The sequence below is a fragment of the Thermosynechococcus sp. B1 genome (assembly GCF_030322985.1).
GTDB lineage: Bacteria > Cyanobacteriota > Cyanobacteriia > Thermosynechococcales > Thermosynechococcaceae > Thermosynechococcus.
Map to the genome: position 1 here is coordinate 2,103,855 of NZ_CP096573.1, position 14,410 is coordinate 2,118,264.

Annotated in this window: 11 protein-coding genes; all 11 read left to right on the forward strand. The window is 53.0% G+C overall.

The window, feature by feature from the left end; all coding sequences use genetic code 11:
- Positions 1-7: 7 nt before the first annotated feature.
- The 11 genes from M0644_RS10435 (at position 8) to hpsA (ending at position 14,403) form a co-directional block, all read left to right on the forward strand.
- A complete protein-coding gene (locus tag M0644_RS10435; protein ID WP_286625624.1) occupies positions 8-1,177 on the forward strand; it encodes an HhoA/HhoB/HtrA family serine endopeptidase in 1,170 nt (389 codons plus the stop codon).
- Position 1,178: 1 nt separating this feature from the next.
- Positions 1,179-2,192, forward strand: a complete 1,014-nt coding sequence (locus M0644_RS10440) for a DUF3326 domain-containing protein (protein WP_286625625.1) — start codon at positions 1,179-1,181, stop codon at positions 2,190-2,192.
- 126 nt (positions 2,193-2,318) lie between these two features.
- A complete protein-coding gene (locus tag M0644_RS10445) occupies positions 2,319-2,603 on the forward strand; it encodes a DUF4351 domain-containing protein (protein WP_286625626.1) in 285 nt (94 codons plus the stop codon).
- Between the two features lie 3 nt (positions 2,604-2,606).
- Positions 2,607-3,488, forward strand: coding sequence for an Rpn family recombination-promoting nuclease/putative transposase (locus tag M0644_RS10450; protein WP_286625627.1), 882 nt, complete (start codon positions 2,607-2,609; stop codon positions 3,486-3,488).
- Between the two features lie 3 nt (positions 3,489-3,491).
- Positions 3,492-4,361, forward strand: coding sequence for an Rpn family recombination-promoting nuclease/putative transposase (locus M0644_RS10455; RefSeq protein ID WP_286625628.1), 870 nt, complete (start codon positions 3,492-3,494; stop codon positions 4,359-4,361).
- Between the two features lie 3 nt (positions 4,362-4,364).
- Positions 4,365-5,294: an Rpn family recombination-promoting nuclease/putative transposase gene (locus M0644_RS10460; protein WP_286625629.1), complete on the forward strand. Its 930-nt coding sequence runs from the start codon at positions 4,365-4,367 to the stop codon at positions 5,292-5,294.
- A 3-nt stretch (positions 5,295-5,297) separates the two neighbouring features.
- The gene (locus tag M0644_RS10465; protein ID WP_286625631.1) at positions 5,298-6,203 is read left to right on the forward strand and encodes an Rpn family recombination-promoting nuclease/putative transposase; all 906 of its coding nucleotides are present in this window, start codon (positions 5,298-5,300) and stop codon (positions 6,201-6,203) included.
- A 3-nt stretch (positions 6,204-6,206) separates the two neighbouring features.
- On the forward strand, positions 6,207-7,124 hold the full coding sequence (locus tag M0644_RS10470) for an Rpn family recombination-promoting nuclease/putative transposase (RefSeq protein WP_286625632.1): 918 nt from the start codon (positions 6,207-6,209) through the stop codon (positions 7,122-7,124).
- Positions 7,125-7,127: 3 nt separating this feature from the next.
- Positions 7,128-8,069, forward strand: coding sequence for an Rpn family recombination-promoting nuclease/putative transposase (locus M0644_RS10475; RefSeq protein WP_286625634.1), 942 nt, complete (start codon positions 7,128-7,130; stop codon positions 8,067-8,069).
- A 3-nt stretch (positions 8,070-8,072) separates the two neighbouring features.
- Positions 8,073-9,026 carry an Rpn family recombination-promoting nuclease/putative transposase gene (locus tag M0644_RS10480; protein WP_286625635.1) on the forward strand — a complete coding sequence of 318 codons (954 nt, stop codon included), beginning with the start codon at positions 8,073-8,075 and terminating at the stop codon, positions 9,024-9,026.
- Positions 9,027-9,234: 208 nt separating this feature from the next.
- Positions 9,235-14,403 carry a hormogonium polysaccharide biosynthesis protein HpsA gene (gene hpsA / locus M0644_RS10485; protein WP_286625636.1) on the forward strand — a complete coding sequence of 1,723 codons (5,169 nt, stop codon included), beginning with the start codon at positions 9,235-9,237 and terminating at the stop codon, positions 14,401-14,403.
- The last annotated feature ends 7 nt before the right edge of the window (positions 14,404-14,410 follow it).

A 14,410-nucleotide genomic window follows, 5' to 3' on the forward strand; every position in this document is an offset into this window, starting at 1 on the left:
ATGGCCTATGACAGTGCGTCTTGGTAAATCGGTCACTTATCTGTCGTTAATGGCGTTGGGGGCAGCCGCTGCCATGTTTGCCACCCACTTAATGCCAACGTCAACGCCCTTGGTGACCCCCAGTTTGGCGCAGTTACCGGCACCGCTACCAGCGGGAAATGACATTAACTTTATTGCCCGTGCTGTTGAACAAGTAGGACCTGCCGTAGTGCGGATTGATGCTTCCCGTACGGTGCAGACCCGCGTGCCAGCCATCTTTAATGACCCTTTCTTTCAGGAGTTTTTTGGGCCAATGATGCCCCCCCGCAGCCGCGAGGAGCGGGGTTTAGGCTCTGGCTTCATCATTAGCAGTGATGGCCTGATTCTGACCAATGCCCATGTGGTGGATGGTGCCAATCGCGTACGGGTGACACTCAAGGATGGCCGCACATTTGAGGGTCAAGTTTTGGGGCAAGACCGACTGACGGATGTGGCCGTAGTCAAGGTGAATGCCAACAATTTACCAGTGGTGCGTCTTGGCAATTCTGATCATTTGCGCCCCGGTGAGTGGGCGATCGCCATCGGCAATCCCTTGGGTCTCGATAATACGGTGACTGCGGGCATCATTAGTGCGACGGGACGCTCTAGCGGTGATATTGGCGTGCCCGATAAGCGGGTGGGCTTCATTCAAACCGATGCGGCCATTAACCCCGGCAACTCTGGTGGCCCCCTGTTGAATCAACGGGGAGAGGTGATTGGCATGAATACCGCGATCATTGGTGGTGCCCAAGGCTTGGGATTTGCCATTCCCATCAACACGGCTCAGCGGATTGCCAACCAACTGATTGCCAATGGTCGTGTCGATCACCCCTTCCTTGGTATTCGCATGGCCAATCTCACCCCTGAGATGCAGCAGCGCCTCAACGCCAATCCCAATAGTCCTGTGCGTGTGCAGGAAAGTTCGGGTGTTTTGATTTTTCAAGTCTTGCCCAACTCTCCCGCTGCCCGTGCAGGTTTGCAACCCGGAGATGTGATCCGTCGCATCAATGGCCAAAACATCACCAAAGCGGATCAAGTGCAGCAAATGGTGGAAAGCACAGGCATTGGTCGCACCATGGAACTGGAAGTGCGCCGTAGTGGCCAAACTGTAACTGTGGCCGTGCAGCCGGCTCCCCTCCCTGCCCAAGCTAGTCGCTAACGTGCTGACGGCCGTTCTGATCATTCCAACCGGCATTGGGGCTGCCATTGGCGGCTATGCGGGTGATGCGATTCCCGTCGTTCGTGCTTTGGCTCAAGTGTGCGATCGCCTGATCACCCATCCCAACGTTCTCAATGGGGCAATGCTCTATTGGCCGCTGCCCAATGTTTGGTATGTGGAAGGCTATGCCCTTGATGAATTTGCTGTTGGCCGTTGGGGATTGCTGCCACCCCATCCCAATCGCATTGGCCTGTTACTGGATGCGGCGATTGAAGCGGATTTCCAACTGCGCCATCGTCAAGCAGCGGCGGCCTGTGCTGCCACCTTGGGTCTAATGATGACTGAACCTGTGATTACAGATGAACCCTTGGGCGTGCAGTTGCAAACCGCTGCCTCGGGGGCAACCTGGGGGACTCTGGCGAACCCCGCTAGTTTATTGCGGGCGGCAGAAAAACTGATTCAAGAGGCCAAGGCGGAGGCGATCGCGATTGTGACCCGCTTTCCCGACGATCCCGGTACGGCAGCCTTACAGCACTATCGCAGTGGCCAAGGTGTCGATCCCCTCGCCGGGGCAGAAGCGGTCATTAGTCATTTGGTTGTCCAGCACTTTCAGATTCCGGCAGCCCATGCCCCAGCCCTGCAACCATTGCCCCTAGAGGAGACTGTACATCCCCGCGCCCTAGCTGAGGAAATTGGCTACACCTTTTTGCCCTCGGTGTTGGTGGGATTGAGTCGTGCTCCCCGCTATAGCCCAACTGCTAGGGAGGCCCTGTGGCGACAGGACGTGGATGCGGTGATTGTACCCGCCACTGCTCTTGGTGGACGGGGAATTCTGGCCTTGGCTCAGCGGGGCGTCCCCATCCTAACGGTGACTAACAATACCACAACCCTCAATGTTACAGCTGCCGATTTGGGGATAGAGACAATCCCTTGCCAGTCCTATGCCGAGGCCATTGGCGTGTTGAGTGCGATGAAGGCAGGGGTATCTTGGCAAACGGTTACACTGGCAACCTGAAAAAATTTTTGCTTTTATTCCCATCGCCAGGCTGAACAAGTGTCCAACCCTATGAGATGTTGGTGAAGAGCAACTACCGGCATATTGTACAAGTTCACGGAGCTGAGTCGCGAGGAGGTGCTGCGCATGCTGGGGTTTACCACTGAGGAACTAAAGCGGACGCGATTTTATCAAGAAGTGTATGCTGAGGCACGAGAGGATGGATTACAGCAAGGATTACAACAAGGACTACAGCAAGGAGAAGCAGCCGTTGTCCTACGGCAGTTAAGGCGGCGGTTTGGTAGTGTGCCCAATGACCTTGAAGAAGGGATTCGTCAGCTCTCCCCCGATCAAATCGAAGCATTGGCAGAAGCACTTCTAGACTTCACTGACCTAGAGGAAGTGTTTGCGTGGCTAAATCGCTCTTCCTAGCCCATGCGCCGTGACTCTCTTTTTTACCAACTGTTTGCCCAACTACCCCAGACCCTCTTTGACCTTTTGGGCAGAGACACCCCTCAGGGGTATCGTTTTGAGTCCGTCGAACTCAAGCAAACGGCCTTTCGCATTGATGGCGTCTTCATGCCCCCTGACCCCTCAGGAATCGTCTATTTCTGTGAGGTGCAGTTTCAGCGCGATAACAGCTTCTATGAACGCTTCTTTGCGGAAATCTTTCTCTATCTGCGGCTGTATCGCCACACCTTTTCTGACTGGCAAGCGGTGGTGATTTATCCCCATCGTCAAGCAGAACAAGTGTCCTTTGACCCCTATGAGGTGTTGGTGAATAGTCATCGCCTGCATCGGGTCTATTTGAATGAACTGGGGTCACTTGAGGCGTTGCCATTGAGCCTAGCGCTGATGCAGCTCACAGTGTTACCTGAAGCAGAAATGCCGACAGCAGCACGGTTGCTGGCAGAGCGCACTCGCATAGAGGCGGTTCCAAGGCCAGAAGTCATAATGGAGTTGATCACCACCATTGTGTTGTACAAATTCACCAAGCTGAGTCGCGAGGAGGTGCTGCGCATGCTGGGGTTTACCACTGAGGAACTAAAGCGGACGCGGTTTTATCAAGAAGTGTATGCTGAGGCGCGAGAGGATGGATTACAGCAGGGGTTGCAGCAGGGATTGCAGCAGGGATTGCAGCAGGGAGAGACCCTTGTTGTTTTACGCCTCCTAAGACGGCGGTTTGGCGAGTTACCAGCTGGCCTTGAGGAGCGCATTCGCCAGCTCCCTGTCCATCAAATTGAAGCCTTGGCAGAAGCTCTCTTGGACTTCACTACCCTAGAGGAAGTTTTTGCGTGGCTAGAGCACTCCACCTAGCCGATGCGCCGCGACTCCCTTTTTTATCAACTCTTTGCCCAGCTGCCCCAGACCCTCTTCGACCTCTTGGGCATAGACACGCCGCAGGGGTATCGCTTTGACTCCGTGGAGCTGAAGCAAACGGCCTTTCGCATTGATGGCGTCTTCATGCCCCCTGACCCCTCAGGAATCGTCTATTTCTGTGAGGTGCAGTTTCAGCGCGATAACAGCTTCTATGAACGCTTCTTTGCGGAAATCTTTCTCTATCTGCGGCTGTATCGCCACACCTTCTCTGATTGGCAAGCGGTGGTTATTTATCCCCATCGCCAAGCTGAACAAGTGTCCTTTGAACCCTATGAGGTGTTGGTAAATAGTCATCGCCTGCGGCGGGTGTATCTGAATGAACTGGGGTCACTTGAGGCGTTACCGCTAAATCTTGCGCTGATGCAGTTGATGGTGATGGCAGAGGCAGAGATGCCCGCAGCAGCGCGGTTGCTGGCAGAGCGTACTCGCACAGAGGCAGTGCCAAGGCCAGAAGTCATAATAGAGTTAATCACCACCATTGTGTTGTACAAGTTTACGGAGCTGAGTCGGGAGGAGGTGCTGCGCATGCTGGGGTTTACCACTGAGGAACTAAAGCGGACGCGGTTTTATCAAGAAGTGTATGCTGAGGCACGGGAAGAGGTATTACAGCAGGGACTGCAACAGGGATTGCAGCAGGGAGAGACCCTCGTTGTGCTGCGTCTCCTAAGACGGCGGTTTGGCGAGTTACCAGCTGGCCTTGAGGAGCGCATTCGCCAGCTCCCTGTCCATCAAATTGAAGCCTTGGCAGAAGCTCTCTTGGACTTCACTACCCTAGAGGAAGTTTTTGCGTGGCTAGAGCACTCCACCTAGCCGATGCGCCGCGACTCCCTTTTTTATCAACTCTTTGCCCAGCTGCCCCAGACCCTCTTCGACCTCTTGGGCATAGACACGCCGCAGGGGTATCGCTTTGACTCCGTGGAGCTGAAGCAAACGGCCTTTCGCATTGATGGCGTCTTCATGCCCCCTGACCCCTCAGGAATCGTCTATTTCTGTGAGGTGCAGTTTCAGCGCGATAACAGCTTCTATGAACGCTTCTTTGCGGAAATCTTTCTCTATCTGCGGCTGTATCGCCACACCTTTTCTGACTGGCAAGCGGTGGTGATTTATCCCCATCGTCAAGCAGAACAAGTGTCCTTTGACCCCTATGAGGTGTTGGTGAATAGTCATCGCCTGCGTCGGGTCTATTTGAATGAACTGGGGTCACTTGAGGGGTTGCCATTGAGCCTAGCGCTGATGCAGCTCACAGTGTTACCTGAAGCAGAAATGCCGACAGCAGCACGGTTGCTGGCAGAGCGCACTCGCACAGAGGCAGTGCCAAGGCCAGAAGTCATAATAGAGTTAATCACCACCATTGTGTTGTACAAGTTTACGGAGCTGAGTCGGGAGGAGGTGCTGCGCATGCTGGGGTTTACCACGGAGGAACTGAAGCGGACGCGGTTTTATCAGGAGGTGTATGCTGAGGCACGGGAAGAGGGGTTACAAGAGGGGCGAGCACAAGGGCGAGAAGAAGGACGACAGGAAGGACGACAGCAGGGGTTGCAGCAGGGATTGCAGCAGGGATTACAGCAGGGAGAGACCCTCGTTGTGCTGCGGCAGTTAAGACGGCGGTTTGGCGAGTTACCAGCTGGCCTTGAGGAGCGCATTCGCCAGCTCCCTGTCCATCAAATTGAAGCCTTGGCAGAAGCTCTCTTGGACTTCACTGCCCTAGAGGAAGTGTTTGCATGGCTAGAGCACTCCACCTAGCCCATGCGCCGTGACTCTCTTTTTTACCAACTCTTTGCCCAGCTGCCCCAGACCCTCTTCGACCTCTTGGGCAGAGAAGCGCCGCAGGGGTATCGCTTTGACTCCGTGGAACTCAAGCAAACGGCCTTTCGCATTGATGGCGTCTTCATGCCCCCTGACCCCTCAGGAATCGTCTATTTCTGTGAGGTGCAGTTTCAGCGCGATAACAGCTTCTATGAACGCTTCTTTGCGGAAATCTTTCTCTATCTGCGGCTGTATCGCCACACCTTTTCTGACTGGCAAGCGGTGGTGATTTATCCCCATCGTCAAGCAGAACAAGTGTCCTTTGACCCCTATGAGGTGTTGGTGAATAGTCATCGCCTGCATCGGGTCTATTTGAATGAACTGGGGTCACTTGAGGCGTTGCCATTGAGCCTAGCGCTGATGCAACTCACCGTGCTAACTGAAGCAGAGATGCCGACAGCAGCACGGTTGCTGGCAGAGCGCACTCGCACAGAGGCAGTGCCAAGGCCAGAAGTCATAATAGAGTTAATCACCACCATTGTGTTGTACAAGTTTACGGAGCTGAGTCGGGAGGAGGTGCTGCGCATGCTGGGGTTTACTACTGAGGAACTGAAGCGGACGCGGTTTTATCGGGACGTCTATGCTGAGGTACGGGAAGAGGTCTATGCTGAGGTACGGGAAGAGGTATTACAGCAGGGATTGCAACAAGGGCTGCAACAGGGATTGCAGCAGGGAGAGACCCTCGTTGTGCTGCGTCTCCTAAGACGGCGGTTTGGCGAGTTACCAGCTGGCCTTGAGGAGCGCATTCGCCAGCTCCCTGTCCATCAAATTGAAGCCTTGGCAGAAGCTCTCTTGGACTTCACTACCCTAGAGGAAGTTTTTGCGTGGCTAGAGCACTCCACCTAGCCCATGCGCCGCGACTCCCTTTTTTATCAACTCTTTGCCCAGCTGCCCCAGACCCTCTTCGACCTCTTGGGCAGAGAAGCGCCGCAGGGGTATCGCTTTGACTCCGTGGAACTCAAGCAAACGGCCTTTCGCATTGATGGCGTCTTCATGCCCCCTGACCCCTCAGGAATCGTCTATTTCTGTGAGGTGCAGTTTCAGCGCGATAACAGCTTCTATGAACGCTTCTTTGCGGAAATCTTTCTCTATCTGCGGCTGTATCGCCACACCTTTTCTGACTGGCAAGCGGTGGTGATTTATCCCCATCGTCAAGCAGAACAAGTGTCCTTTGACCCCTATGAGGTGTTGGTGAATAGTCATCGCCTGCATCGGGTCTATTTGAATGAACTGGGGTCACTTGAGGCGTTGCCATTGAGCCTAGCCCTGATGCAGCTCACAGTGTTACCTGAAGCAGAAATGCCGACAGCAGCACGGTTGCTGGCAGAACGCACTCGCATAGAGGCAGTGCCAAGGCCAGAAGTCATAATAGAGTTAATCACCACCATTGTGTTGTACAAGTTTACGGAGCTGAGTCGGGAGGAGGTGCTGCGCATGCTGGGGTTTACGACGGAAGAGTTGAAGCGGACGCGGTTTTATCGGGACGTCTATGCTGAGGTACGGGAAGAGGTCTATGCTGAGGTACGGGAAGAAGTCTATGCTGAGGCACGGGAAGAAGGGCGACAGGAAGGGCGGCAGGAAGGATTGCAGCAGGGAGAGACCCTCGTTGTGTTGCGGCAGTTAAGACGGCGCTTTGGCAATTTACCAGCTGGCCTTGAGGAGCGCATTCGCCAGCTCTCTCCCCCTCAAATCGAAGCATTGGCAGAGGCTCTCTTGGACTTCACTGCCCTAGAGGAAGTTTTTGCGTGGCTAGAGCACTCCACCTAGCCCATGCGCCGCGACTCCCTTTTTTATCAACTCTTTGCCCAGCTACCCCAAACCCTTTTTGATCTTTTGGGCAGAGAAGCGCCGCAGGGGTATCGCTTTGACTCCGTGGAACTCAAGCAAACGGCCTTTCGCATTGATGGCGTCTTCATGCCCCCTGACCCCTCAGGAATCGTCTATTTCTGTGAGGTGCAGTTTCAGCGCGATAACAGCTTCTATGAACGCTTCTTTGCGGAAATCTTTCTCTATCTGCGGCTGTATCGCCACACCTTTTCTGACTGGCAAGCGGTGGTGATTTATCCCCATCGTCAAGCAGAACAAGTGTCCTTTGACCCCTATGAGGTGTTGGTGAATAGTCATCGCCTGCATCGGGTCTATTTGAATGAACTGGGGTCACTTGAGGCGTTGCCATTGAGCCTAGCGCTGATGCAACTCACCGTGCTAACTGAAGCAGAGATGCCGACAGCAGCACGGTTGCTGGCAGAGCGCACTCGCATAGAGGCAGTGCCAAGGCCAGAAGTCATAATAGAGTTAATCACCACCATTGTGTTGTACAAGTTTACGGAGCTGAGTCGGGAGGAGGTGCTGCGCATGCTGGGGTTTACCACTGACGAACTAAAGCGGACGCGGTTTTATCGGGACGTCTATGCTGAGGTACGGGAAGAGGTCTATGCTGAGGTACGGGAAGAGGTATTGCAGCAGGGATTACAGCAGGGATTACAACAGGGATTGCAACAAGGGCTGCAACAGGGATTGCAGCAGGGATTGCAGCAGGGAGAGACCCTCGTTGTGCTGCGGCAGTTAAGACGGCGGTTTGGTGATTTACCAGCTGGCCTTGAGGAGCGCATTCGCCAGCTCCCTGTCCATCAAATTGAAGCCTTGGCAGAAGCTCTTCTGGACTTCACTACCCTAGAGGAAGTTTTTGCGTGGCTAGAGCACTCCACCTAGCCCATGCGCCGCGACTCCCTTTTTTATCAACTCTTTGCCCAGCTACCCCAAACCCTTTTTGATCTTTTGGGCAGAGAAGCGCCGCAGGGGTATCGCTTTGACTCCGTGGAACTCAAGCAAACGGCCTTTCGCATTGATGGCGTCTTCATGCCCCCTGACCCCTCAGGAACCGTCTATTTCTGTGAGGTGCAGTTTCAGCGCGATAACAGCTTCTATGAACGCTTCTTTGCGGAAATCTTTCTCTATCTGCGGCTGTATCGCCACACCTTTTCTGACTGGCAAGCGGTGGTGATTTATCCCCATCGTCAAGCAGAACAAGTGTCTTTTGACCCCTATGAGGTGTTGGTGAATAGTCATCGCCTGCATCGGGTCTATCTGAATGAACTCGGGTCACTTGAGGCATTGCCATTGAGCCTAGCGCTGATGCAGCTCACAGTGTTACCCGAAGTAGAAATGCCGACAGCAGCGCGGTTGCTGGCAGAGCGCACTCGCATAGAGGCAGTGCCAAGGCCAGAAGTCATAATAGAGTTAATCACCACCATTGTGTTGTACAAGTTCACGGAGCTGAGTCGGGAGGAGGTGCTGCGCATGCTGGGGTTTACCACGGAAGAGTTGAAGCGGACGCGGTTTTATCGGGACGTCTATGCTGAGGTACGGGAAGAGGTCTATGCTGAGGTACGGGAAGAGGTATTGCAGCAGGGATTACAGCAGGGATTGCAACAAGGATTGCAACAAGGATTGCAACAGGGATTGCAGCAGGGATTGCAGCAGGGATTGCAGCAGGGAGAGACCCTCGTTGTGCTGCGTCTCCTAAGACGGCGGTTTGGCGAGTTACCAGCTGGCCTTGAGGAGCGCATTCGCCAGCTCCCTGTCCATGAGATTGAAGCCTTGGCAGAAGCTCTTCTGGACTTCACTGACCTAGAGGAAGTTTTTGCATGGCTAAATCGCTCTTCCTAGGCATCATAAATCGCTAGTTTGGACTTTTGAACAATTGTGTTTTTGATCTTTAAGGATGATTGCTGTGCGCAACAATCCGAAAAATTGTCTGGAGGCTGAAATTTTTTACCAAGGAAAAACCATACTAATTACTAGCCTATTTCAGATCTATTGATCGCTCCATAACTAGTGGTAGGTTATTGCTCCCGTGCGTTGACTAGGTGCCCCTATGAAAAAGAATGACCGACGCTTTGGCCTCTCGAAACGGCAGTATCGCAAGCTGACTCGCGCAATTCGTCATTTGCTTTACCAGTTGCGCCTGTGGGTACAGCGACGGCTGACACCCCTAGGGGGGCGGCAACTGCGGTTTGGGCGTCGGGGGTTTGTGTTGCCGACCGTTATTATCGTTATCTTAGTGCTCACTATTACAGTGGGTGCCTTGATGCTGCGGACACTGAACCGCACTACTCAAGTGGCGGGAGAACGCCAAGATATTCAAGTACTCAATGCTGCTACGCCTGCTATTGATCGCGCCAAGGCCAAACTAGAGTATCTCTTTACTCGGGATCCACGTCGCCCCAGTGGCGTGCCAGGGGAAGATCGCCTACGAGACCTGATGTTGAATGTGGGTGCAAACCCCGATCCCTACACTCTTGCCGATGAACAACGGATTGACATCAATGGTGACGGTAATGTCGATAACGCTTGGGTTTTCCAGCCGACCCCCAACTCAATTGTGGCGTACTCCATTTTAATGACCCGCCCCAACAATACCCAAATTAATCAAAGCGATGCTCAAAAGGCCGCAGCCCTAGTCACTCGCAACCGTCCCCTCAACATTTCAGAAATGAGTGGCCAATGTGCCAGCGCAGGTGGAGTTGCAGCACAAACGGCAGAAGCAGGTTGGGATAGTGTGGGCACAGCTAGCCTGCGCAAAAACTTCCAAGTTAACGCCTTTGTTTATGAAAATCGCAATGGTGGTCAAGCCCTTGCCACCCTTGACTTTGTTCAAGAACGTGAACTCGACCGTGGGAACAAGTGGGGAGCATGGTTTCGAAACGACTTAGAGATTTTCCCGGGGCCTGCCTTCCGTTGGAATGGTGCCATGCACACCGAGGGAAGTATTTTTATGGGTGGTGGTAGCAGTTTCTCGGCCTTTCTCGTGAGCGCTCCCAGTTCATGTATCTATACTCGAGCTGCTTCCGAAATTACTACAGCCCAGGTTCCCGACACATATGATTTTGACAATGACGGCAACACGTCCGAGCCAATATTTCAAGGCCAGTTTATTTCGGGCACCTTACGGGACAATACTATTAGCGGCAGTACTACTGTTCATTCCTACCGTGAATCACCTGCACTTCCCTTCACTACAGGTGACAATGATCCACCCGGACAAAATGTAATCTTTAACGGCAATCGGGATTCAGTTGTTAGCTCTGTTAATCAACCAGCTCAACTAGCCCTCAACCCTGTCTTAATCGTTACTGAAGATCGCAGTCGCTCCCGTGCATCTGACACCAGTAATGCTAGCTACCGTGATCCTAACTGGGTACAGCAATTCTACGGGCCTGCTGACAGTGGTGGTACGGGTCGATTTTCCAATCAGCAGGTTTCAAAGCCATACGTGGATGATACGTACCGTGCCGACGATCGCTACGGCCCCAAGCCAATCTATGCCAATGTTAGCCGTGATGCCCTTGAAAATGATCCCGCTGTAGCCGCAGAATTTGCCGATCGTGTGATTCCGTCTGGAAGCCGCATTGGTGATCAAATTCCCTCCTCTAACCAACTGTTATTGCGTAATACTGTTCCTGAATCTGCTGAAGCGGATCGACGGACAGAAGTTGGTCTAGATGGCTACTGGGAGCGGCGGGCACGCCAAGAAGGCCTACGAATCATTGTGGGGGAACGCTTGGAACTAGGCAAACCTCTTGATCCACCTGCGGGTGATACCGCTAATATCAGCCGCCGCAATGAGTTTTATCAGCACCGCACACTGCGGGATGATTTGGCGGCCGTGCAGGCCACAGCCGTTTATCACTACAAAGCGAGGGGAACAACGATCTACCCCAGTATTCCCGATCCGTTCACGGAGCCTTATCCAGGGCAAAACAGCGGGGGCTATGAGCCGATCGCCTGCTTGGCGACTACTCACCACCACGGCACACCGCAAACTGCCCTGCGCAGCATCATGTTCAACCAGTACGATGGCATTCCAGGCTTGTCCCCTAATTTCCGCTTCTTTGACTTCTTTACTGGGCGCGGCACCAATGGTTGGGAGTTTCAGCCTCCTAATTTCAACAGTCCAGAGATGCAACAAGCGATGCGGAACCTCGTGGACTATGCGGGTGATGGTGTGGATGGAGCGTTTCCGCCCAAACAGGAAATAGGGGGAACCACAATTCACCCCAATCCTGATAAGACCCGTGCTGGGAATTTCTCGAACCTTGCCCGCGCGCTTCAACTCCTAGAGCAAAGAGGCAGCTTGAGCGCTCTAAGCTTGGCCGATCAAAGTACAATCCACACCGCAGGCTGTATGTTGGGAATGCTGGCTCATAGTGTGGATACGCTGGAAAGTCTTCGCTATGAGGATTTGAACGAACAACAGCTCAGTAATCTGAACACTGCTATTCTCAATTTAGATCAATTGCAGCAACCTAATCCAGGGTCTAGTCCCCTCGCCGATGGGGAAGTGATTCCCTTACGCGACAGTGCAACGACAAGTACTGTGCAAGTCATTCGGCAAGGCTTCAGTGCTAATCAGAGCCTCTCCTATCGCGGGGGCTATTGGGATGCCAATGCCTACATCACCGCCCTGATCCCTAATGCTCGCTGGAGTCAGCGCCCGCTGCAAGAAACTAATGCCGATGTCAATGCCCGTCTTGCCCGCTTAATTGCCCTCACGGAGCAGGTGAAATATGACCTTAATCCACAAGGGTACACGTGTGAAATTCCTAATCAGTATAGCAACTTGCGGAATGCTTTTTGCCTAGGGCAAGACAAACGAGGATTTGTGATTGGCCAGGAGTTTGAGATGCCGAACCCCGATGGAATAGTGACTGTCAATACAGTGCCTCGTGTCAAGCTTGAAGATGCCCCCAGCTATAACTTTGACCTGCGCGACTCTGATAAGGGCAAAAGTGTCTATGTCACTGGTGCGGGGCGGATGATTTTGGAAGACTTCACCACTGATAACCGAGGTAAAGTTCTCACCGTCACTCTAAAAAACCCCAACCCCGTCCCAGAAGGTAATGCGCCACCAGGAAAGAAAATTCCAGCAGGAGCTTCGGCTTCCCTTATGACCACTAACAGTCTGGAAACAGGTACCATTACCGCTGCTGTTGGATTTCCGAATAACCCCACTCTAAACCTTGCCAATCCAAATGGTAATTCCACGGTAACGATCACCTACACAGGACTACAACTGCAGGTAGGGGATATTATTGAAATTCGCCGTCCCACCACTGGTCTTGGTGTCCTAGAGGGACGCTTTGTGGTCATTGCCACTCCTGCAACAGCTACAGCAACCCTACGCTACATTGGCGGCACAGAACGTACGGGTGGGGGTACAACTCCCATTGCTGTGAACTCGACACTGGTGGTGCTCGCACGCCGACATAACAACCCCACCGCACCGATTCTCGGTACCTTTAATACGGTGATTAAATATCCAGCGTTGCGGGAGATCTTCAACCCGCCGGGGGGGCCGTCTGTAACTCCGGGTGATATTAAAGCAAACCCACGTATGAATCCAACAAATTTCCTTACCCCTACCGAGCCAGCTACTGGGACTCTAGTGAGTAATATCCGCTATCCCAGCCGCCTGAATCAAATCATTGGCTTTGACGGCAATGCTCGCAATGTCGCTTTCCTTGATAACACCCTCTTCAATGGTCGTGAAGAGATGGCGGTGCGGGAAATGGATATTGACCTTGACCTGCTGCGGCGCACTCCTATTGGTGGGGATACATGGCTGCCGATGGGGGGCATTGTCTATGCCTTCCGGGAAGATGCAGTGCGCGAAGATGGCATTGCCCGACCTGCCATTACAGGTCAAAACTGGATGAATACTAATCCCAGCAATCCTCATGATCCCATCCGAGCCGCCAACGGCATTTCGACAAAACCAGTGGATTTCTTTGCGGATCCAATGCGGCGACCCAATGGCTTTCGATTGTGGAATGGCCGGCGCCTTGACCGCCAAGGAATTCCTGCCGAGAAGAATATCGCTGGTCTCTCCTTTATCAGCGATAACCCCGTGTATATTCAGGGGAACTTTAACCTCCACAGTACCAACGGCACAACAAACAATCTGGAGGAATTTACCACAACCCTAGACGCAAACTGGAGCAACTTCTATAGCCGTGATACGCTCGATAATCGCTTTGCTCGGCCTAACTCCGACACTTGGCGACCCGCAGAAATCCTCGGGGATGCGGTGACAATTCTCTCTGACAATTTCTGCAATGGCTCTGCCAATGATTATTTTGCCAATGCCTACAATGACCCTGTATCGAACATGGGGAATAGCTCTCCTGAAAATCTAAGCACAAACTACCCCCAAACTAATGTTGGTACCTCTAGTAATGCTATTGTGAGTAATGTTGGTAACAACCGCATCTATCCTACGTGTGGTAACAATAGCTCCTTACAGCCTGCATTCCTGAATGCCAACCGTCCTAGTGACAACTTACCTAACAATACAGTTTGGCTGCGGGAAAGTCCCTTTGATCCCAGTTCACCGATTTACGTGGATCGTAATGGCACGCCTTGGGCGATTAATTACCAAACAGGTAAACGGGTGGATCGCGATGGTACTCCCCTCACAAGCTATCCCGATGGTGAACAGGGCCAAGCCAGTAACCCTTACAACAGCTACTATGACTTTGGTTCTCAACGTAGCCGCAACGCAGCAACGGATACCCAAGTCAATGCGGTAATCATCAGTGGCACTGTGCCTTCGCGACCCACACAGTCCTACGGTGGGATGCATAACTTCCCTCGCTTCATTGAAGCTTGGAATAACCTATGGATCCAAGGAGCATTTATTCAACTGAACTTCTCTACTCAAGCCACAGGTCCTTTTGATCAAGATCAGTGGGAAGTACCAAACACGGCTGCGTGTCGAGATGTCAATACCGCATTTAACTGTGCGGCTCAGGCTGCTGAGTGGATTAGATATTACTCTCCGCCTAACCGTCGTTGGGGCTATGACGTGGGTCTGCAACTGGCACCGGCAGGGCCAGTGGCGTCGCGCTTTATTACACCTGCCCGCCAACGTAGCGAATACTATAGGGAATTACCGGCGGATGACCCCTATATCCTGCGGTTGCGCTGCGCTCCCCGTCCAGGAGGCGGTGGTACGGTAGATCCTTCAGTAACAGGTTGTCCGTAAATGGAGG

Excerpts from the sequence above, each read along its gene's own strand:
- M0644_RS10470 (WP_286625632.1), top strand. The coding sequence starts at position 6,207 with ATGCGCCGCGACTCCCTTTTTTATCAACTCTTTGCCCAGCTGCCCCAG.
- M0644_RS10480 (WP_286625635.1), top strand. The coding sequence starts at position 8,073 with ATGCGCCGCGACTCCCTTTTTTATCAACTCTTTGCCCAGCTACCCCAA.
- M0644_RS10455 (WP_286625628.1), top strand. The coding sequence starts at position 3,492 with ATGCGCCGCGACTCCCTTTTTTATCAACTCTTTGCCCAGCTGCCCCAG.
- M0644_RS10450 (WP_286625627.1), top strand. The coding sequence starts at position 2,607 with ATGCGCCGTGACTCTCTTTTTTACCAACTGTTTGCCCAACTACCCCAG.
- hpsA (WP_286625636.1), top strand. The coding sequence starts at position 9,235 with ATGAAAAAGAATGACCGACGCTTTGGCCTCTCGAAACGGCAGTATCGC.
- M0644_RS10475 (WP_286625634.1), top strand. The coding sequence starts at position 7,128 with ATGCGCCGCGACTCCCTTTTTTATCAACTCTTTGCCCAGCTACCCCAA.
- M0644_RS10435 (WP_286625624.1), top strand. The coding sequence starts at position 8 with ATGACAGTGCGTCTTGGTAAATCGGTCACTTATCTGTCGTTAATGGCG.
- M0644_RS10460 (WP_286625629.1), top strand. The coding sequence starts at position 4,365 with ATGCGCCGCGACTCCCTTTTTTATCAACTCTTTGCCCAGCTGCCCCAG.
- M0644_RS10445 (WP_286625626.1), top strand. The coding sequence starts at position 2,319 with ATGCTGGGGTTTACCACTGAGGAACTAAAGCGGACGCGATTTTATCAA.
- M0644_RS10465 (WP_286625631.1), top strand. The coding sequence starts at position 5,298 with ATGCGCCGTGACTCTCTTTTTTACCAACTCTTTGCCCAGCTGCCCCAG.